The 18,016-nt window shown below is 66.1% G+C and carries 21 protein-coding genes; 13 read left to right on the forward strand and 8 right to left on the reverse strand.

Translation table 11 applies throughout. The features are described 5' to 3' along the window. Positions 1 to 2 precede the first annotated feature (2 nt). From ACQY78_RS08025 to ACQY78_RS08035, 3 genes are read left to right on the forward strand one after another with little or no spacing between them, the layout of a single operon-like run. Entirely contained in the window at positions 3 to 584 is a 582-nt protein-coding gene (locus ACQY78_RS08025; protein WP_428684421.1) for a YqaA family protein, read from the forward strand. Positions 585 to 593: 9 nt separating this feature from the next. Beyond that, positions 594 to 1,100 carry a disulfide bond formation protein B gene (locus ACQY78_RS08030; protein ID WP_428684423.1) on the forward strand — a complete coding sequence of 169 codons (507 nt, stop codon included), beginning with the start codon at positions 594 to 596 and terminating at the stop codon, positions 1,098 to 1,100. A 7-nt stretch (positions 1,101 to 1,107) separates the two neighbouring features. Continuing rightward, on the forward strand, positions 1,108 to 1,674 hold the full coding sequence (locus tag ACQY78_RS08035) for a demethoxyubiquinone hydroxylase family protein (protein WP_428684425.1): 567 nt from the start codon (positions 1,108 to 1,110) through the stop codon (positions 1,672 to 1,674). Positions 1,675 to 1,731: 57 nt separating this feature from the next. Here ACQY78_RS08035 and ACQY78_RS08040 read toward each other — a convergent pair whose 3' ends face one another. Both ACQY78_RS08040 and ACQY78_RS08045 read right to left on the reverse strand, forming a co-directional pair. Continuing rightward, positions 1,732 to 2,295, reverse strand: coding sequence for an HNH endonuclease (locus ACQY78_RS08040; RefSeq protein ID WP_428684427.1), 564 nt, complete (start codon positions 2,293 to 2,295; stop codon positions 1,732 to 1,734). Between the two features lie 136 nt (positions 2,296 to 2,431). After that, positions 2,432 to 3,643 carry an MFS transporter gene (locus tag ACQY78_RS08045; RefSeq protein ID WP_428684429.1) on the reverse strand — a complete coding sequence of 404 codons (1,212 nt, stop codon included), beginning with the start codon at positions 3,641 to 3,643 and terminating at the stop codon, positions 2,432 to 2,434. Between the two features lie 119 nt (positions 3,644 to 3,762). Between ACQY78_RS08045 and ACQY78_RS08050 the strand changes: the two genes are divergently transcribed. Together ACQY78_RS08050 and ACQY78_RS08055 are read left to right on the forward strand one after the other, a co-directional pair. Beyond that, entirely contained in the window at positions 3,763 to 4,488 is a 726-nt protein-coding gene (locus tag ACQY78_RS08050; protein ID WP_428684431.1) for a hypothetical protein, read from the forward strand. 8 nt (positions 4,489 to 4,496) lie between these two features. Beyond that, positions 4,497 to 4,871: a hypothetical protein gene (locus tag ACQY78_RS08055; protein WP_428684433.1), complete on the forward strand. Its 375-nt coding sequence runs from the start codon at positions 4,497 to 4,499 to the stop codon at positions 4,869 to 4,871. Between the two features lie 5 nt (positions 4,872 to 4,876). Here ACQY78_RS08055 and ACQY78_RS08060 read toward each other — a convergent pair whose 3' ends face one another. Continuing rightward, complete coding sequence (locus ACQY78_RS08060) at positions 4,877 to 6,409, reverse strand: hypothetical protein (RefSeq protein WP_428684435.1); 1,533 nt, start codon at positions 6,407 to 6,409, stop codon at positions 4,877 to 4,879. A gap of 308 nt (positions 6,410 to 6,717) precedes the next feature. On the opposite strand from ACQY78_RS08060, the gene selD reads away from it, so the two are divergent. The 5 genes from selD (at position 6,718) to ACQY78_RS08085 (ending at position 11,734) form a co-directional block, all read left to right on the forward strand. Continuing rightward, entirely contained in the window at positions 6,718 to 8,943 is a 2,226-nt protein-coding gene (gene selD / locus ACQY78_RS08065; protein ID WP_428684437.1) for a selenide, water dikinase SelD, read from the forward strand. Between the two features lie 57 nt (positions 8,944 to 9,000). After that, positions 9,001 to 9,135 (forward strand): hypothetical protein, encoded by a 135-nt coding sequence (locus tag ACQY78_RS08070; RefSeq protein WP_298304601.1) that lies wholly within the window; start codon positions 9,001 to 9,003, stop codon positions 9,133 to 9,135. A gap of 56 nt (positions 9,136 to 9,191) precedes the next feature. Then, positions 9,192 to 9,587 (forward strand): OsmC family protein, encoded by a 396-nt coding sequence (locus ACQY78_RS08075; protein ID WP_428684439.1) that lies wholly within the window; start codon positions 9,192 to 9,194, stop codon positions 9,585 to 9,587. Between the two features lie 28 nt (positions 9,588 to 9,615). Continuing rightward, positions 9,616 to 10,857 carry a CinA family nicotinamide mononucleotide deamidase-related protein gene (locus tag ACQY78_RS08080; RefSeq protein ID WP_428684441.1) on the forward strand — a complete coding sequence of 414 codons (1,242 nt, stop codon included), beginning with the start codon at positions 9,616 to 9,618 and terminating at the stop codon, positions 10,855 to 10,857. A 70-nt stretch (positions 10,858 to 10,927) separates the two neighbouring features. After that, on the forward strand, positions 10,928 to 11,734 hold the full coding sequence (locus ACQY78_RS08085; RefSeq protein WP_428684443.1) for an enoyl-CoA hydratase/isomerase family protein: 807 nt from the start codon (positions 10,928 to 10,930) through the stop codon (positions 11,732 to 11,734). Positions 11,735 to 11,753: 19 nt separating this feature from the next. Here the strand turns inward: ACQY78_RS08085 and ACQY78_RS08090 are convergent, their stop codons facing one another. Beyond that, positions 11,754 to 12,623, reverse strand: coding sequence for a J domain-containing protein (locus tag ACQY78_RS08090; RefSeq protein ID WP_428684445.1), 870 nt, complete (start codon positions 12,621 to 12,623; stop codon positions 11,754 to 11,756). A gap of 65 nt (positions 12,624 to 12,688) precedes the next feature. On the opposite strand from ACQY78_RS08090, the gene ACQY78_RS08095 reads away from it, so the two are divergent. Together ACQY78_RS08095 and ACQY78_RS08100 are read left to right on the forward strand one after the other, a co-directional pair. Further along, positions 12,689 to 13,528 (forward strand): TauD/TfdA dioxygenase family protein, encoded by an 840-nt coding sequence (locus tag ACQY78_RS08095; protein ID WP_428684447.1) that lies wholly within the window; start codon positions 12,689 to 12,691, stop codon positions 13,526 to 13,528. A gap of 235 nt (positions 13,529 to 13,763) precedes the next feature. Then, positions 13,764 to 14,783 carry an aspartate-semialdehyde dehydrogenase gene (locus tag ACQY78_RS08100; RefSeq protein WP_428684449.1) on the forward strand — a complete coding sequence of 340 codons (1,020 nt, stop codon included), beginning with the start codon at positions 13,764 to 13,766 and terminating at the stop codon, positions 14,781 to 14,783. A 55-nt stretch (positions 14,784 to 14,838) separates the two neighbouring features. On the opposite strand, the gene ACQY78_RS08105 is transcribed toward ACQY78_RS08100, so the two are convergent. Next, positions 14,839 to 15,294 (reverse strand): helix-turn-helix domain-containing protein, encoded by a 456-nt coding sequence (locus ACQY78_RS08105; RefSeq protein WP_428684451.1) that lies wholly within the window; start codon positions 15,292 to 15,294, stop codon positions 14,839 to 14,841. Between the two features lie 256 nt (positions 15,295 to 15,550). Here ACQY78_RS08105 and ACQY78_RS08110 point away from each other — a divergent pair, with 256 nt between their 5' ends. Further along, complete coding sequence (locus ACQY78_RS08110; RefSeq protein WP_428684453.1) at positions 15,551 to 16,462, forward strand: LysR family transcriptional regulator; 912 nt, start codon at positions 15,551 to 15,553, stop codon at positions 16,460 to 16,462. A gap of 11 nt (positions 16,463 to 16,473) precedes the next feature. On the opposite strand, the gene ACQY78_RS08115 is transcribed toward ACQY78_RS08110, so the two are convergent. From ACQY78_RS08115 to ACQY78_RS08125, 3 genes are all read right to left on the reverse strand, one after another. Beyond that, positions 16,474 to 16,755 (reverse strand): PepSY domain-containing protein, encoded by a 282-nt coding sequence (locus ACQY78_RS08115; RefSeq protein WP_428684455.1) that lies wholly within the window; start codon positions 16,753 to 16,755, stop codon positions 16,474 to 16,476. A gap of 83 nt (positions 16,756 to 16,838) precedes the next feature. Beyond that, positions 16,839 to 17,627: a phosphoadenylyl-sulfate reductase gene (locus ACQY78_RS08120; RefSeq protein ID WP_428684457.1), complete on the reverse strand. Its 789-nt coding sequence runs from the start codon at positions 17,625 to 17,627 to the stop codon at positions 16,839 to 16,841. Beyond that, positions 17,624 to 17,995, reverse strand: a complete 372-nt coding sequence (locus ACQY78_RS08125) for a hypothetical protein (protein WP_428684459.1) — start codon at positions 17,993 to 17,995, stop codon at positions 17,624 to 17,626. The genes ACQY78_RS08120 and ACQY78_RS08125 overlap by 4 nt, the downstream gene beginning before the upstream one ends. Positions 17,996 to 18,016: the final 21 nt, after the last annotated feature.

Below are 18,016 nucleotides of genomic sequence, written 5' to 3' on the forward strand. Positions count from 1 at the left end.
GCATGATCCGCCGCCTGTACGATTGGGTGATCCGACTCGCCCAGCATAAGAACGCAATCCCCGCGATGGGCGTGGTCTCCTTCATGGAGAGTTCGTTCTTTCCCATCCCGCCGGACGTCATGCTGGTACCGATGATCCTGGCCAACCGGGAAAAGGCGTTCCGGATCGCCCTGGTCTGCACCGTCTGCTCGGTGCTGGGCGGGCTGCTCGGCTACGCCATCGGTTACTACTTCTTCGAAACGCTGGGCGCCTGGGTGGTGAAGACATACGGGCTGCAGACGGGCCTCGCGACCTTTCGTGCAGGGTTCGAGCAATACGGGACCTGGATCATCCTCATCAAGGGCCTGACGCCGATCCCCTACAAGCTGGTGACCATCGCCTCCGGCGCGGCGCATTTCGACCTGTTCACGTTCGTGTGGGCGTCCATCGTGACGCGTGGCCTGCGCTTCTTCCTCGTGGCAGCCTTGCTCTGGAAGTTCGGGGAGCCGATCCGGGCCTTCATCGAAAAGCGCCTGACTTTGCTCACCTGGATTTTCCTGTTCGCCCTGATCGGCGGCTTCGTCGCCGTTCGTTTTCTCTTCTAGGACTTCTCCATGGCTGCCACGCTGCGCCTTCCCCTCCCCAGCCAGCTCGGTCTCATCGCCCTCCTCGGCAGCGGCCTGATGCTGGGGGCAGCCCTCTTCTTCCAGTACGTGATGGGCTTCCCGCCGTGCGAGATGTGCCACTGGCAGCGCTGGCCGCATATCGTCGCCATGGTCGCGGGCCTCGCGGCCTTCGCCTCGTCGGGCCAGCCGCGCCTCGCCAGCTGGTTCATGGTGCTCGCCATCGCCGCCATCGCGGTCACCTCGGCCATCGGCATCTTCCATGCCGGCGTCGAGTATCGCTGGTGGGCGGGACCGCAATCCTGCACCGGCACTGTCCCGACCGGCCTGTCGCCGGAAGAGCTGAAGAAGTACCTGTTCGGTGCCAAGATGGTTCGCTGCGACGCGATCGTGTGGTCGCTGTTCGGCATCTCGATGGCTGGCTGGAACGCGATCCTGTCGGCCATCCTGGCCGTCGGCCTGGCCTCCGGCCTGTCGCGCACGGCCAGGACACGCTGAGGTTCCCATGATGAAGACCGGCGCCAACCGCAATCCCGGCGACCCCGAGCCTCGCGAGGTGGTCGAACGCACGATCCGCGTCGACCAGGCGGGCGAGTTCGGCGCCGTACGCATCTACGAGGGTCAGCTGGCGGCGCTTCGCTGGACCGGCCGCTCCAACAGTGAGACCGGCCGCCGCATCCAGCACATGGCGGCCCAGGAGCGCGAGCACAACAAGGTGTTCGACCGCCTGCTGGTCGAGCGCCGCGTGCGGCCGACCGTCCTGTCGCCGCTGTGGAACGTGGCGGGCTTCGCTCTGGGCGCCGCCACGGCGCTGATGGGCGACAAGGCCGCCATGGCCTGCACCGTCGCCGTCGAGGAGACGATCGAGGAGCACTACGCCCATCAGGCCGCGAAGCTCGGCGACGACGAGGCGGATCTGCGCACGACCGTCGAGAAGTTTCGCGCCGAGGAGATCGAGCATCGCGACACCGCGCTGGCCGCCGGCGCCGAACAGGCGCCCGCCTACGAGGCGCTATCGGCGGTAATCAAGACCGGTTCCCGACTCGCGATCTGGCTGTCGACGCGGATTTAACTCACCCCGTCATCTCGGCCGGAGCCTGACGCAGCAGGGCTTTCTCACACGAAAGCCCTAGCCCTGGTCCAGCTCGGAATCCCAATACAGGAAGTCGCGCCAGCTCTCGTGCAGGTAGCCCGGCGGGAAGGCGCGCCCGTGTTCCTGCAGTATCTGCGTCGATGGCTCGACGGGCGCACAGCGCAGCATCAGCCCACTCTCCTTGAGCAGCATGTTGCCCTTCCGCAGGTTGCACGGACTGCAGGCGGTCACGACGTTCTGCCAGCTGGTGCGGCCGCCACGCGACTTCGGGATCACGTGATCGAAGGTGAGTTCGTTGGTTGCGAAGTCGCCGTTGCAATACTGGCAGGTGAAGTGGTCGCGCAGGAAGACGTTGAACCGCGTGAAGGCCGGACGGCGTGCCGCCGGAACATACTCTTTCAGCGCGATGACGCTGGGCAGCCGCATCTCGAAGGTCGGGCTGTGGATGATGCGCTCGTACTGGGATACGACGCTGACCCGATCGAGGAAGACCGCCTTCACGGCATCCTGCCAGGACCAGACGGACAGCGGAAAATACGACAGGGGCCGAAAATCGGCGTTGAGCACCAGCGCGTGGCAGGACTCAAGGCCGGGCGTCACGGCTAGGCCCGCCGCCGCAGCATGGGACTACTCGGAAAATCGATCCGGTCCAACATGCTGGGCATAGTGGCCGGACTCTCGGGAAAACACAATATGCGGGAGCCGCCGTCACCAACATGTCATCCGGCACGGCTTCCTAGCGGCTGAGACGCTCCCGTGCGCCGGCTTCGGATCCCAGGGTTGCGGCGGCAGTCGCCAGCGCCACCACGGAGAGCACCATGACGGCGGCATAGCCGCCGGTCAGGTCGTGCAGCACGCCACCGATCCAGGCGCCCAGAAAGCCGCCCAGTCCCATACCGATGGCGATCAGCCCGTAGATGCGCCCGAAGTGCGCGCCGCGATAACGCAGCGTCGCGAGCGTCGAGATCATCGGCCCGCGCGAGCCCATGCTGCCGCCGAACAACAGCACGAAGGTCCACAGCCAGAGATCGTCGCCGGGTCCCTGCACCATCGCCAGCGCACCGACACCGGCGATCGAGCAGGCATAAGCCAGGATCGCCGCCAGCCGGCGGCCGCCGCGGTCGGCCAGCCACGAGAAGCCGATCATGCCGAGCGGCGTCAGGAAGCCCGCGACAGCCATGGCGCGGGCTGCATACGAGCCGTCCATCCCCCGCTCGAGCAGATAGACCATGGTCTGAGGCATCAGCGCGAAGATGCCGATCGAGGTCAGCGCGAACGACGAGGTGAGCGCCCAGAACGGCCAATCGCGCAATGCCTCGCCCACCGTAAGGCCGGGTGCCGCCGTCTCGCGCAGTTTGGCGAGGCCGGGCGCGCCGCGCTCGATCTTCTTCCAGGGCAAGACCAGCAGCAGCGGGATGAAGACCGCGCTCACGCCGGAGAAGACGAGGTAGGCGTGGCGCCAGCCGTCTGTCTCGATGAGATATTGCGCCGCCGGAAACGTCGCCATCGCGCCGACGCCCGAGGCGGACCATGAGACGGCGAGCGGCACGCCGAGCCGATGGGCCGGGAACCAGCGACCGATCAGCGACGAGGACAGGATCCCCGACAGCGACGCCGCGCCGAATCCCATCATGAGGCCGAGCGACAGATAGAGGTGCCAGAGATGGCTGGCCTGCGACGCCACGGCGGTGCTGGCCGCGGCCGCAATCACACCGACCACGGTGAGGATGCGCAGGCCGAAACGGTCGAGGATCCAGCCGGTGATCGGGGCGGCGGTGCCGCCGACCAGCAGCGCGAAACTGTAGATCAGCGTGACCGAGCCGCGATTGGCATCGAAGGCATGCTGGAGCGCCGGCACGAAGACGAGGAAGGTGTCGCTGATCGAGCGACTGGCCACGCCGAGCGCAAAACACAGCGCCACGAGCGCCCACGGCAAAGCCGATCCCATCGTTTCCACCCTCGACGAGCACGAGCGGCGATGCAAGCCGGTTGGCGGCCCGGCAGGCTTGCATTCTCCGCATGCGCACGGCAGCTTCGGCGGCCGATTTCCACGCTACGAGGGCCAAGGTGGACGACACTCTCATCATCCCGGCCGGCTTCAACGGCCCGCGCCTCTCCGGCAATGGCGGCTATGTCGCCGGCGCGCTGGCCGAGCGTTACACCAGCGCGTTCGGCGGCAATGGCGCCGTGGAGATCACCTTGCGCGCACCGATCCCCATCGAGACGGAGATGCGCCTGGTGCGCGAGGACACCACGCTGATGATGCGCGATGGCGACACGCTGATCTGCGAGGCGCGCGCCGGAAAGGTCGACCATCTCGATCCGCCGAAACCGCCGTCCGACTGGAACGAGGTGCTGCAGCAGGACGCGGTTGGCGGCTGCGGCGAGGGCAGCGACTTCCAGTGGTGCCTCGTCTGTGGCCGCAGCCGCGGCGTCGGCGATGGCTTGCGTGTGTTCGGCAGCCACTCAGGCAGTGGGACGTCTCTTTCCTGCTACGTGCCGCACGCGAACCACGCCGACAGCGACGGACGCATCCGGCCGGAATTCCTCTGGGGCACGCTCGACTGCCCCGGCGCCTGGGCCGCCCAGGATCCCGAGGATGTGCGCCCCGCCCTCACCGGCCGCATGACCGCGAAAGTGTTTGAGCGCCCCAGGGTCGGCGAACGCTGTGCCGTCGTCGGCTGGCGCATCGGCGCCGAGGGCCGCAAGCTCTTTTCCGGCACGGCGCTCTACACCGAGTCGGGTCGCCTGTGTGCGATCGGGCATTGCACGTGGATCGTGCTGAAGGAATAGCGTGTGAGATGTCCCCGCTCCTCATCCTCCTCGGTGCAGCCGCCGTGTCCTTCATCCTCCTCCTGAGGTCCGGCACCGAAGGCCGACGAGACGCGACGGATATCGTCGCTGCCGGGCTCGCCGCGGTGAACAGCGCGGGTGTCCTCGGACTTGGATGGTTCGTGATCGAGATGCTCATCCATGACGGTGTGATGGCCCTGGAGATGCTGAGCTGTGTCGTTGCGATGTCGCTCCTGGCCGGGACCACCGCCGGCGCCCTCGCGCTCAAGCGCCGTGGCAGGAAGAGGACCGCGATCATCCTGTCGGGAGTCACGGCCCTGCCGACGATCTTCGTCTACGGGTTCCTGGTCTATCTCGAGTTGAACCCGATCGACTGGCGCTGACGCCCTCAGCGTTCCCGCACGAAGATCACGGCGGCCTCGTCGGCATAGGCCTGGCGCCAGCCCGGCAGGCGGGCCAGCAGGCGGTTGGCCGGCTGGTCGGGCGGCATGAAGGTCCAGTCGATGCGGTTCCGCTCGAGCAGCTGCTCCAGCGGTTCGCCGCCGCGCAGGCCGATCGTGTCGGCATAGCGCCGGATGAAATCGCGGCCGTAGAGCTCGCCGCGGCCGTCGATGAAGGTCGGCACACCGGCATGGATGAGATAGCCGCCGAAGACATAGTGGTTGAGCACGCGGCCGCCGATCCCCGCCTGCTTCACATAGGCCATCGCGGTCGAGGGCATGGTCGAGAGCGGCGGCACAATGCCGCCGTAGCGCACGAGGCCGAGCGAGATCAGCGCGCAACAGGCGATACCCATGACGGCCGCGGCGCGCCCGGCCGGCAGCGCCAGTGCGGCAGCCTGCCCGGAGAGCGAACCGTCGTGGCCGGCCGCGCGATCGGGCCGCAGCGCCGGCCACTGACGCGCCAGCAGGGGTGCCAACGCCAGCGGCGCGAGCATGGCCAGCAATTCGGCATTGAAGGCGTAGCGGAGATAGAGGTGCAGCAGGCCGAGCACGATCAGCAGACGCAGAAGCGGCAGCTTCAGGCCGCGCGACAGGGCGGCATAGAGCGCGATCAGGAGCACCAGCTCCTGAAGCGGCGCCTTCTGGAAGTCGGGCGACTTCCATTCCGCGATGAAGGCCAGCGTATCGTCGAGGGCGAAGATGCGCAGCGTCACCCAGATCGATTCGGGCCCGTAGGGTGTGATGCAGGCCGCGACGAACGAGGCGATGCCGAACTTGGCCCAGCCGGACAACAAGCTCTTGCGCTCGGCGGCGTCGCGCGCGCCGACCACCGCCTCGACCGCGAAGGCGACGCCCAGCAGCAGGCCCATGATGAAGCTGCCGTGCAGGTTGGCCCACAGCAGCATGACGAGCAGCAGCAGTGGCTGCGGCGCGCGGCGTTCCTCGACGGCGCGCACGAGACCCGCCATCCAGATCAGCATGAACGGGAAGGCAAGTACTGCCGGCCGCGCGAGGAAATGCGGCAGGGTCATCGCGATGGCGGCCAGCACGAACACCGCGGCCGGCAAGGGGCGCAGGTCCCGCAGCAGGAGCCGCAGCATCATTGCGAAGGACACGGCGAGCGCGCCCGCGGCCAGCACGGTGACGCCGCCCCAGCCGCCAAGCTTGAACGCAACCGACATCAGGAGCTGCGACAGCCACTCCTTGGCGATCCACGGCTGGCCCGCGAAAGAAAAGGAAAACGGATCGACCGTCGGCACCGCGCCCTTGGACAGCATCCAGTTGCCAACCGCGATGTGCCAGTGGGTATCGGGATCGGCCAGAAGCGGCAGGCCGCTGCCGTTGGCGAGACAGATGAAGAGGAGCAGCCCCAGCACCAGCGGCCAGGACAGCGACCACGCCGAACGAGGGTGCGCGGCGAACGCGGAGTCGTCTTCGGGAAAATCTGGGGAAACCGAGAGGCCGGAAGTGACGGCCATGCAGAGGTGCTCCGAAACCAGGGGAACAAGCACCCCTAATCAATTGATATACATTACAATTTCTTCAAACACTACTAATAGATTGCTGTGCGCGTGCGACGGCGGGACCGTACCTCTGGCGAATGCGCGAACAGGCCGTCGAAAAGTCGACGGCATGGCGAATAAACGAAACAAACGCAATAAACGAATCAAATGAAACGAATGTCGCAGCCCCTGAATTCTGTGTAGTGGTGACCGATGGCGCAACAATGTTGCGCGCCGGTACTTCTGAAAGGCTTGTTTCCGCAGCCTGCCAAAGGAAAGAGACTATGCAACCGACGCCGCTCCTCAAGGATCTCGTGCTCGTGGGCGGCGGCCATTCGCATGTCCATGTGGTGAAGAGCTTCGGCATGAAGCCCATGCCGGGGGTGCGGCTCACCCTGATCGGACGGGACATCGAGACACCCTATTCCGGCATGATCCCGGGCTTCGTGGCCGGCGCCTATACCTTCGACGAGTGCCACATCGACCTCGCACGGCTTTGCGCCTGGACGGGTGCGCGCCTCATGCATGCCGAAGCGATCGGGCTCGATCGCGCGAACCGGCAGGTGCTGCTGAAGGATCGCCCGCCCATCTCCTACGATCTCGTGTCGCTCGACGTCGGCTCTTCGCCCAGCATGGGCGCGATCGCCGGCGCAACCGAGCATGCGACGCCTGTGAAGCCCATCGCCGAACTGGGCCGCCGCTGGCTGGGCTTTCTCGAACGGGTCAAGGACTGGCAGGGCGCGCTGCGCATCGCCGTGATCGGCGGCGGCGCGGGCGGTGTCGAGCTGGCGCTGGCCATCGACCATCGCCTGCGTACCGTCGCCCGCAATGCGGAGGTCTCGGTGACACTCGCCACCAAGGGCGAGATCCTCTCGGGCCAGGCGGTCGGGGCGCGCCGGCGCATGCGCGCCGTCTTCGCACACCGCGGTGTGCGGTTGATCGAGAACGCCGCGACGACGCGCATCGATGCCGACGCGGTCCATCTGGAGAGCGGCGAGCGTCTGCCGGTCGACGACGTCTTCGTCGTGACGCAGGCCAGCGCCGCCGCCTGGTTCGCCAGTACCGGCCTGCCGCTCGACGAGCGCGGCTTCTTCGCGGTCGAGCCCACCCTGGCGTCGAGCGGCGATCCGCTGGTGTTCGCGGCCGGCGACTGTGCGAGCGTCGCCGCCCATCCACGTCCCAAAGCCGGCGTCTTCGCCGTGCGCCACGGGCCGCCGCTCGCCGCCAACCTGCGCCGTGCCTTGTTGGGGCAAGCGCTGGAGCCCTTCACGCCGCAGCGCCGATACCTCTCGATCCTCGGCACTGGCGACGGCAATGCCGTGGCGACGCGTGGCGGGTGGGCGTTAGAGGGCTCGTGGGTGTGGCGATGGAAGGACCATATCGATCGCAAGTGGATGCGTATGTATCGCGAGCCGCCCGCGAAGCCGATGGACAGCGCCGCCCGCACCGCGCCACCGGATCCGGCGCTCGCCGATGCCGAGGCGAAGCGCCTGCTGGCCGATATCGGCATGCGCTGCGGCGGCTGCGGCGCCAAGGTCGGCGCCGGCGTGCTCGACCGCGTGCTGGCGCGGCTCGGCCCCTCGCCCGGCTCTCCTGTCACGATCGGGCTCGAGGCGCCCGACGATGCGGCCATGATCGAGGTGCCGCCAGGGCAGGCGCTGGTGCAATCGGTCGATTTCTTCCGCACCTTCATCGACGATCCCTTCACATTCGGCGAAATCGCCGCCGTGCATGCGTTGGGCGACATCTGGGCGATGGGGGCCAGCCCCCACAGCGCACTCGCGTTGGCGGTCGTGCCGGCCGCAGCCGAACGCCTGATGGAGGAAGACCTCTTCCAGATGATGTCCGGCGCGCGGCGCATCCTCGACGGCGCGGGCTGCGCGCTGATCGGCGGCCATTCCGGCGAAGGGCCCGAGGCGGCGCTCGGCTTCTCGGTGAACGGACTCATCGTCGCCTCGCGGGCCTTACGCAAGGGCGGCCTGCAGCCGGGCGACAAACTCGTGCTGACGAAGCCCCTGGGCACCGGCGTGATCTTCGCCGCTGCGATGCGCGGCATGGCGAAGGCCCGCTGGATCGACGGCGCGCTCGCCTTCATGCGGACGCCATCGGGCGATGCTGCGCGCGCGCTCGTGGCGGCCGGCGCACATGCCTGCACCGACGTGACGGGATTCGGCCTCGCGGGTCATCTGAGCGAGATGATACGCGCCAGCGACAACGTCATGGTCGATCTGCATCTCGACTCGTTGCCCGTGCTTCCAGGCGCAATCGAACTGTTCGCGCAAGGCTTTGCGAGCTCTCTGCAGCCTGCGAATCTGCGCGCCCGCCATCTCATCGACGGCCTCGACCGCGCGCCCGGTCATGCGAAGATTCCATTGCTGTTCGATCCGCAAACCGCGGGTGGTTTACTCGCAGCACTCCCCGCCGATGCATCGCTCAGCGACCACATGACTCACATCGGCACGATAAAATCACGCGAAGAATGCGTGACAGGAATAAGAATCGTGATCTAGATGCAATCAGGAGCGGTGCGTCGTGTGCCGCTCCGTGATCCGAACAGGGAGATACGAATGGCTGCGAAGAAGAAGGTTGCGAAGAAGAAGGCGGTGAAGAAGGTCGTTGCGAAGGCGAAGACCAAGACTGCCGCCAAGAAGGTTGTGAAGAAGGCCGCCAAGAAGGCAGCTTCCAGCCGCAAGCGTCGCTAGACTGGTGCGAGGGCCCGGCAACGGGCCCTCCAGCATCAGGAGGCGACGACAGCGACATGGCACACGCAAAGGCAAGCATCGGCACGACCAACTACGTGACCGCCATCGCCACCGGCCATGGCGGACATCACAAGCTCACGGCCGACGAAGGGCCGGAACTGGGCGGCAAGGATGCCGGCCCCGCCCCCTACGACCTCCTCACTTCAGCGCTGGGCGCCTGTACGGTCATTACGCTTCGGATGTATGCCGAGCGCAAGCAGTGGCCTGTGACCGCGGTTCATGCCGACATCCATTTCAGCCGTGACGGTGACAAGCAGCACATCGACCGCATCCTCACGATCGAGGGCGCCGTCGACGACGAGCAGAAGAAGCGCATGGCCGACATCGCCGAACGGACCCCCGTTACGCTCACCCTGAAGAGCGGGCTGGAGATCAGAACGTCGCTGGCGTGAGAGGCGGCGTTCGCCGATACTCCCGCGAATGCGAGTCGAAATCCTCTGTACCGGCGACGAGATCCTCACCGGCAAGACCATCAACACCAATTACAGCCACATCGCCCGCCGCCTTGTCGAGCTCGGGTTGGGCGTGCACTGGGGCACAACCGTCGGCGACGACCGAGAGAGTCTGCTGAAGGCATTCCACGAGGCCGGCGCGCGCGCCGATGCGGTGATCGTGAACGGCGGGCTGGGGCCCACTGTCGACGATCTTTCACAGGAGGTCGCGGCCCAGGCCTGCGGCGTCGAGCTGGTTCTGAGCGACCACTGGATGACGCGTATGGAGGAGTCCTATGCGCGGCGCGGGCGGGTCATGCCGCCCAACAACAAGAAGCAGGCGATGCTGCCGGCCAATGCCGAGTTCATCGACAATCCGATCGGCACCGCCTGCGGCTTCGCCGTCACCATCGGCAAGGCGCGCTTCTTCTTCACCCCCGGCGTGCCGCGCGAGATGCGACGCATGCTCGACGAGCAGGTGCTGCCGCGCATCCTGGCGATGAGCGGCATCACGGGCGTCACCCGCCTGAAGCGCTTCCACACGTTCGGCATCGGCGAGTCGCGTGCCGACCAGATGCTGGGCGACATGGATGCCTTCAAGGAGGATGGCGGCATCAAGCTCGGCTTCCAGGCGCATTATCCGCAGTTGGAGACCAAGCTTGCCTTGCGCGCCGACAACGAGGAGGCATTGGCAGCCCTGCTCGACCCGGCCGAGTCCGAGGTGCGCCGGCGGCTCGGCAACTTCATCGTCGCTGAAGACGATCAGACGATCGAAGGCGTGATTCTGGGCAGGCTGCTCGCGGGCGGATCGACTCTCGCCATCGCCGAGACCTTGACCGGAGGCCATCTGGCCGCGCGCATCGCCCCACTCCCCGGCGCAGAACGGGCGTTCCGCCGCGCCACCATCGCGCGCGATCTTGCCGAACTTGGCGCCACCGCGGTCACACCCGACCAGGCCGCAGCGGTCGCCAAGGCGCTGCGCGCTTCGAGCGGCGCCAGCCATGCGCTGGTCGTGCTGCTCGAACTCGACGAGGGCGCTGACCGCCCCGACATGGGCGGCACGATCTGCATCGGTCTCGCGGACGGCGGCGGCGCGGTGACACGACAGGCGCGTCTGGTCGGCGGTCGCGACTGGGTGCGCGTCGGCGCGACCGAACTTGCACTCGACTGCCTGCGCCGTCACCTGCTCGGCCTGCCGGTCGACGAGCGCATCGACTTCGAACGTCGCTGACTGCACCGAACGTCCGCTCGCACCGGCCGCACCCGACCTGCTGGTTTCACTGAAGGGATAGGAACAACACATGGCTGTCGTCGAAACCGAGAAGCATGGGCAGATCTTCGTCGTGCGGATGAACCGGCCCGACCGGCTGAACGCGCTCAATCATGAGATGCGGACGGACCTGTCGGCGGCGTGGAATGAATTCCGCGCCAGCAAGGAACTCGAAGTCGCGATCTTCACCGGCGCCGGCCGCGGCTTCTGCGCCGGCGAGGACATGAAGGAATCGCTGAAGGACGGCGCGCCGGGCGGCCGCCGGCCCGAGATTGAGGATCCGTTCATGTCGGGCAAGCTCGAGAAGCCGGTGATCGCCGCGATCAACGGTTTCGCCATGGGCGGCGGCTTCATGCTGGTCGAACGCACCGATCTGCGCGTCGCCGTGCGCGAGGCGGTATTCGAGGTCTCGGAGGCCAAGCGCTGGCTGCTGGGCGGCTACAATCACGGCCACATCGCCAACCTGCCCTATCCGGTGGCGATGGAGATGGCGCTGGGATTCCGCTTCACCGCACAGCGCTTCTACGAGATCGGCTTCGTCAACCGTCTGGTCGATGCCGCCGAACTCATGCCGACGGCGATGTCGATGGCCGAGCACCTGCTGACCCTGCCGCCGGCCTCTCGCGTCAACACCGTGCACATGATGCGGCAGATGCGTCCCGCCCCTGGGCCCGACATGGAGCGCCTTGCCGACGCGCTGCACGATCACGGCGCCAAGAGCGATCTGATGGAATCACGCGCGGCCTTCGCCGAGAAGCGCAAGCCCAACTTCAAGGGCTGGAACGATCCGGAGGACCGCTACCGCCTGCCGACGCTCGAAAGCCTGAAGAAGGACTAAAGCGACCGGCCTTCGTCCGTCAGTAGGCCTGTCCCTCGCACTTCGCCGCGATCGTCTGGACGATCGCGCCGGCGGGATTGACATAATACAAAAGGGTGCCGCGCTCCCGACCGCGCCTTATCACGATCATGATCGAATCGCTCGGCACGATGTCGGTCAGCACCACCAGATGGCGATCGAAGAACTGCACCGAGGCCTGCACCGATTGCACGCCGTTGTAGGTCACCAGGGGCTCCCCGCCGCGATTAACGAGGGTGAACCTCGCGCCGTCGGCGGCGACGCAAACCGACTGGCCCTCCGTAACCTCGGCTGACGCGAGCCTGGGGGTCAGGGAGCGGCCGGCCGCCCCGCCGCCGATCGGCGCCGAAGTCGGCCGGGGCGAAGGGCCGAACTGGCTCGGTTGGGCGATCGGCGGCAGCGGCTTGGACTTCACTGCTCGCCGCGCCTCGTCCGGAGGCTCGGTCCCAGCCAGCATCGAGTCCGCTGGGCGCTCGCTCACCGACCGGGTGGCGAGATACCCCCCGAGACCGAGGAAAGTGAGCAACACGACCCCGGCGACCGTGAGTGAGCGGCGCCGCGCCGCCGCGTGAGCGTGCGGCAGGTAGGCGGGCGACGCGGCAACTCGGGCCTCCCGGCTGGACCTGGTGGCCCGCGCGGCGTCGAAGGCCGCCTGCACCTTGGAGTCGTAGAGCGTGCGACTCTCAGGGTCCGAAAGCGTATGGTAGGCGTCGGCGATCTGCCGAAAATTGTAGGCCGCGAGCTCTGGATTTCCCGCCGCAACGTCGGGATGATAGCGCTTGGCCAAGGCCACATAGGCGGCACGGACTGTCGCGGCGTCCGCCGTCCAGGGCACGCCCAGCACCAGATAGTGATCGACATCGATCCTCATCGTGTCCGCAGTCTAGACAGGCGTATCCTGCTTCTCAATGAAGGCATAATCCCGGAGGAAACCCAATGGCCTACCAGTCGATCGAGGTGCGCAAGCTGACCCCATCCATCGGGGCGGAAATCTTCGGCGTCGATCTCGGCAAGCCGCTCGGCAATCAGCAGTTCCAGGAGGTGCACGATGCGCTGATGGAGAACCTGGTAATCTTCTTCCGCGATCAGAAGATGTCGATCGAGCAGCACAAGGAATTCGGTCGTCGCTTCGGGCCGCTACACGTCCATCCCAACGCGCCCATCACCTTCCCCGAGCATCCCGAGATCCTGGTGATCAAGGCCGACGAGCACTCGAAGCATGTCGCGGGCGAGGAATGGCACAGCGACGTGTCGTGCGACCTCGAGCCGCCGATGGGATCGATCCTCCATCTCACAGAGGTGCCGCCCGAGGGCGGCGGCGACACGCTGTTCGCCAACATGTACCGCGCCTACGACGCGCTCTCCGAGCCGATCAAGCAGATGCTGCTGGGCCTGACCGCGCTGCACGATAGTTCCAAGGCACACTACTACAGGGTGAAGGCCACGGATCGCGACGACATAAAGTTTCCCAACGCCGAGCACCCGATCGTGCGCACCCACCCGGTAACCGGCCGGCAGAGCCTCTACGTCAATCGCGGCTTCACCCTGCGCATCCCGCAGCTCAAGCGCCATGAGAGCGACGCGCTGCTCGAGATGCTGTACCGCCACATCGAGACGCCGGAGTTCCAGTGCCGTTTCAAGTGGCAGCCCAATTCGGTGGCCTTCTGGGACAATCGCTGCGTCCAGCACCATGCGATGTTCGATTACTTCCCGCATCGCCGGTACGGCCACAGGGTCACGGTCTGCGGCGACAAGCCGTTCCTGCGCGTCAACTGACACGGGGCGGGGCGGCCTTTACAGCCGCCCGGCCTTCGCCCTATATCCCTGTCATCATGCTGCGTTTCGCGACCAAAACGACCACGACCACCAAAACGACCACCTTCGGTGGGCCGGCGAGGACGTGCGCGTAGAGTCGAACGTGACATAGGATGACCTCACAGGCCCCGCCGGTTCGGACGGGGCCTTTGTCATTCCAGGCGTCCGTCTCCCGGCCTCAACGAAGGAGACAGACATGAATTCGCCGCCCCTTACCATAGCCATCGTCGGTGCAACCGGCGCCGTCGGCGTGGAATTCCTGCGTTGCCTGGCAGAGCGCCGCTTCCCGGTGAAGGAGCTGCGCCTGCTGGCCTCCGCGCGCTCGGTAGGCCGCGAACTGTCGTTCGACGGAAAGGCACTCGTGGTCCAGGAACTGACAGAGAACAGCTTCGAGGGCGTCGACATTGCCCTCTTCTCGGCAGGGGGCTCCATCTCGAAGCGCTACGCCCCGATCGCCGTCGCGGCCGGCGCGATCGTGGTCGACAATTCCTCCGCCTTCCGGATGGATCCCGAAGTGCCGCTGGTAATTCCCGAGATCAATGCCGGCGCGATCGCCAGCCACAAGGGTATCGTCGCCAATCCCAATTGCGCGGCGATCATCGCCATCACGCCGCTCTGGCCGATCCATCAGCACAATCGCATTCGGCGGATGAGCATCGCCACCTACCAGGCCGCCTCGGGAGCCGGAGCCGCGGCAATGGACGAGCTGGCCGACTCGACGCGCGCCTATCTGGAAGGCCGCACCTTCAAGCCCAGGGTGCTCCCGCATCCCTACGCCTTCAACCTGTTCAGCCACAATACCGCGATCGACCCCGCAACCGGCTACAATGACGAAGAGACCAAGGTCATGCGCGAGACCCGCAAGATCTACGGCGACGAGGAACTGCGGCTATCGGCGACGTGCGTACGCGTGCCGGTGCTGCGCGCCCATGCCGCCGCCGTGGCCTTCGAATGCGAACGGCCGATCGACGAGGCCCGGGTCCGGGCGCTGCTTGCCAACGCACCGGGTGTCCGCGTCGTCGACGACCGCGAGCGCAACGTCTTCCCGATGCCGCGCGATGCCACCCAGCAAGATGACATTCTGGTCGGCCGCATCCGCCAGGATCTCGGCGATCCGACCGGCCACTCGATCTCGCTGTTCGTCGCGGGCGACCAGCTCCTGAAGGGGGCTGCGCTCAATGCCGTTCAGATTGCAGAGCATCTGCTGGCGGCATGAGGGAAAGTCGCACTCCTCTCCTCCGCCGGGGGAGAGGAGCATGAGCCAGGGGCGCCTACTTCTTCTTCACCGGGCGGCCGGCGTGGCTGGCGTCCCCCATGCTCTTGACCAACTCGTAGATGCGCCTGCGCACCGCCTCGTCCCGAATCTTGTAGTAACCGCGCACCAGCTGCAGCGTCTCGCGTTTGATCAGCGGATCCTTCTCGGTGGCGAACGGGGTACCCGCCTCGCCGAAGCCGCTCCCCTTCTTCACCTTCGCCGCCATCGGACGGCCGGACAGGGCGTTGCCTGGCATCTCGTCGAAGAAGTATGAGACCGGCACGTCAAGAGCCTTGGAGAATTCGTAAAGGCGACTCGAGCCCACGCGGTTTGCGCCGCGCTCGTATTTCTGGACCTGCTGGAAGGTAAGGCCGACGGCATCCCCCAGTTTGGTCTGACTCATGCCGAGCAACGTGCGCCGCTGTCGCATGCGGACACCGACATGCGCATCGACGGGATGTGATTTGGCCATCTATCTTCTCTTCCAAAATGTTCACGGAACCGTGAGACTCTGACCGGCGCCACCAGCCCGCTCTTGCTCAAGTTCTTGATACGCTTTGCAACGCGTGTCGGACCATGTCGGAAATCATGGTCCGTCGGACACCGCCGCTCGCAACCAACGGCGGCCTCTATTCGGCGAATCATCCTAACTGCAACCCGACGTTGCCCTCATTCAGACAATACGTCCAATATCGTTGGCGGTCTGCGTTGATACCATTATGGTATCAATGATGGACTTGAGAACGCTCCGCTATTTCAGCGCCGTCGTACGCGAAGGACATTTCGGGCGCGCCGCCGCTTCGCTGGGCATCGCCCAGCCTCCCCTTACCCGCCAGATCCAGAAACTGGAGCGCGAACTGGGGGTCGTCCTTCTCTACAGGAGTCAGAAGAAGTTCGAAGTCACGCAGGCGGGGCTGCTGCTTTACGAGCGGGCAAGGCGCCTTCTGGACGGCGTAGATCAGGCCGAGGCTGACGTGCGTCGCCTCGGGACCGGTGAAACCGGACGGCTCGTGATCGGTTTCGTGCGATCCACCCCCTTCACCATACTCCCGGGAATCGTCGTTCGGTTTCGCGCCGCCTATCCCGACGTCGAACTCGAATTGCGCGAGATGCGCAATCCGGACCAGGTGAAGTGTCTTGAGAACGGCAGCATCGATGTCGGCCTGCTGCGTCCGCCGATCAGCAGTCGCGCCCTTCAAATGGTGACGCTGATCCGCGAGCCGTTCCTGGCACTCGTCCCCGCGGATCACTCGCTCGCTCAGCGCCGGACAATCAGCACCCGGCAACTCATCGCCGAACCTTTCGTTATGTACTCCCGCGCCGGATCGCCGCTCATTCATGCTCGCGTGATGGAGATGTGCCGGCGGGCTGGGTTCGAACCTCGCATCGCGCAATATGCCGACCAGATTCATACCGTCGCGAGCTTCGTAGGCGCGGGCCTGGGTGTCGCCCTGGCGCCATCGACCGTCACCAGCTTCAATATGCCGGGCCTGCGCTGTCTGGCGATCGTCGAGAAGCCTGCGCCGCTGCCGGTGGTGGTCGTGTGGCGCACCGGCAATGGGTCTGTACTGGTGCGCAACTTCACCCGGATCGCTCGCGAAGCTGCTTCAGGCTGGCGGCCGGAAGACCTACCAGCCTGAGGTACGCGACGTCAGTCGGCCTTCTTGGACAGCATCTTGAAGTCCGGATCGAAGACGAGATCGTGCTTCAGGTTGCCGCACATTGCGTCGTCGACCTCGAACTTGCCGGCGGGATGCGCCGTTGCCTTGTCATCGTCGAACTCCATTTTTCCGCCGGTGCAGCCGGCCGCCTTTACGGCCTCCTCGAGCTTTGTCCGCTCCTGGTCGGTGACGGGACGATCCTTGGCCACGGCTGGAAATGCGAGGCCGGCCGCTGCGAGCAACATGGCGGGGACGGTGAAGATCGAGCGCATCAGGAACTCCTCGGGTTACATTGCAGAAACTATGCAATGCAACTCGAGGGGGTGGGGTTCCACCCTGTCGCTGCCGGAGCTCTTCAGCTCGAGGGCAGAAGGGCGGCGAGCGCGGCCGCAGACCGATGGATGCCGCACTCCGTCTTGACCTGTCCGCGCCATCGCCCGGCCCGAGGATCCTCGTCCGGCAACACCGGCGACGTGCAGGGCGCACAGCCGATCGAGGGATATCCGCGCTCCCCCAGAGGGTGGGCCGGCAGCCGGTGGCGGCTTGCGTAGGCATCGATCTCTGCCTGACGCCAATACGCCAGCGGGTTGATCTTGGTGTGCAGACCGTCGACCTCGAACACGGACAGACCATGTCGCGTCGTCGCCTGGAACCGCTTGCGCCCGGTGATCCAAGCATCGAAGCCCGCCAGCGCCCGTTCGAGCGGCGCAACCTTGCGGAAGGCGCAGCAGCCGTCTGGGTCCCAGCTCGCCCGGCTCAGATCGGCATCGAGTCGTGAGGCCTCTTCCGGCGAAGGGCCGACGCTGCGCACGTCGCGCAGCCCGAGATGGCGCACGAGACGGTCTCGATGCTCGATCGTCTCCGAGAAGTGACGGCCCGTGTCGACGAACAGCACAGGGGTCGACGGATCGATTTCCGCCACCTGGTGCAGCAGGACCGCGGAGTCCGCTCCGAACGAGGAAACGACGGCGATGCGGCCGGAGAAAACCTCGCCGAGCACGATCCGCAGGATGCGTCCCGGCGCGGCCCCCTCGAGGCGGCGCTCCAGATCGACGAGATGCTCGGCCGATCTCGTGACAGGGTAACCGCTCGTCCTCAAAGCCGCGGCGTCAGCCGGCGACGCCGCCGATGCGAGCCTCGTCATGTGTGCTCCTCGTATTGTACCGGGTGGTCGACTTCATGGATCAGCTCGCGCTCTACCCCCCATGTCAGGTCCTGGATCGAGTCGCTGACATGGGACATGGCGTCGTCCACGTCATGGCTCAGGACATCGAACTCATCGGCCAGCCGTTCGAGGGCCGCCCGAATGTCGGCCTCGGCCCGGCGTTGTGCCCGACGCAACGCGTCGAGTCGGTCGGGCGACTGTCGCTCACTCCAGACCAGCTTCGCCCACTCGCCCAGCAGAGGCAGATGAGACGCAGGCAGGGCCGTCAGCAGCGACGGTAACCTCCTGAGATGATCTCCCAGCGTCGACAGCAGCGCAGCCTTGGTGCCGCCAAACGAGACGCTCATGGCGCACCCCGCACGGCGACG

The sequence above is a fragment of the Reyranella sp. genome (assembly GCF_965279625.1).
Classification (GTDB): domain Bacteria; phylum Pseudomonadota; class Alphaproteobacteria; order Reyranellales; family Reyranellaceae; genus Reyranella.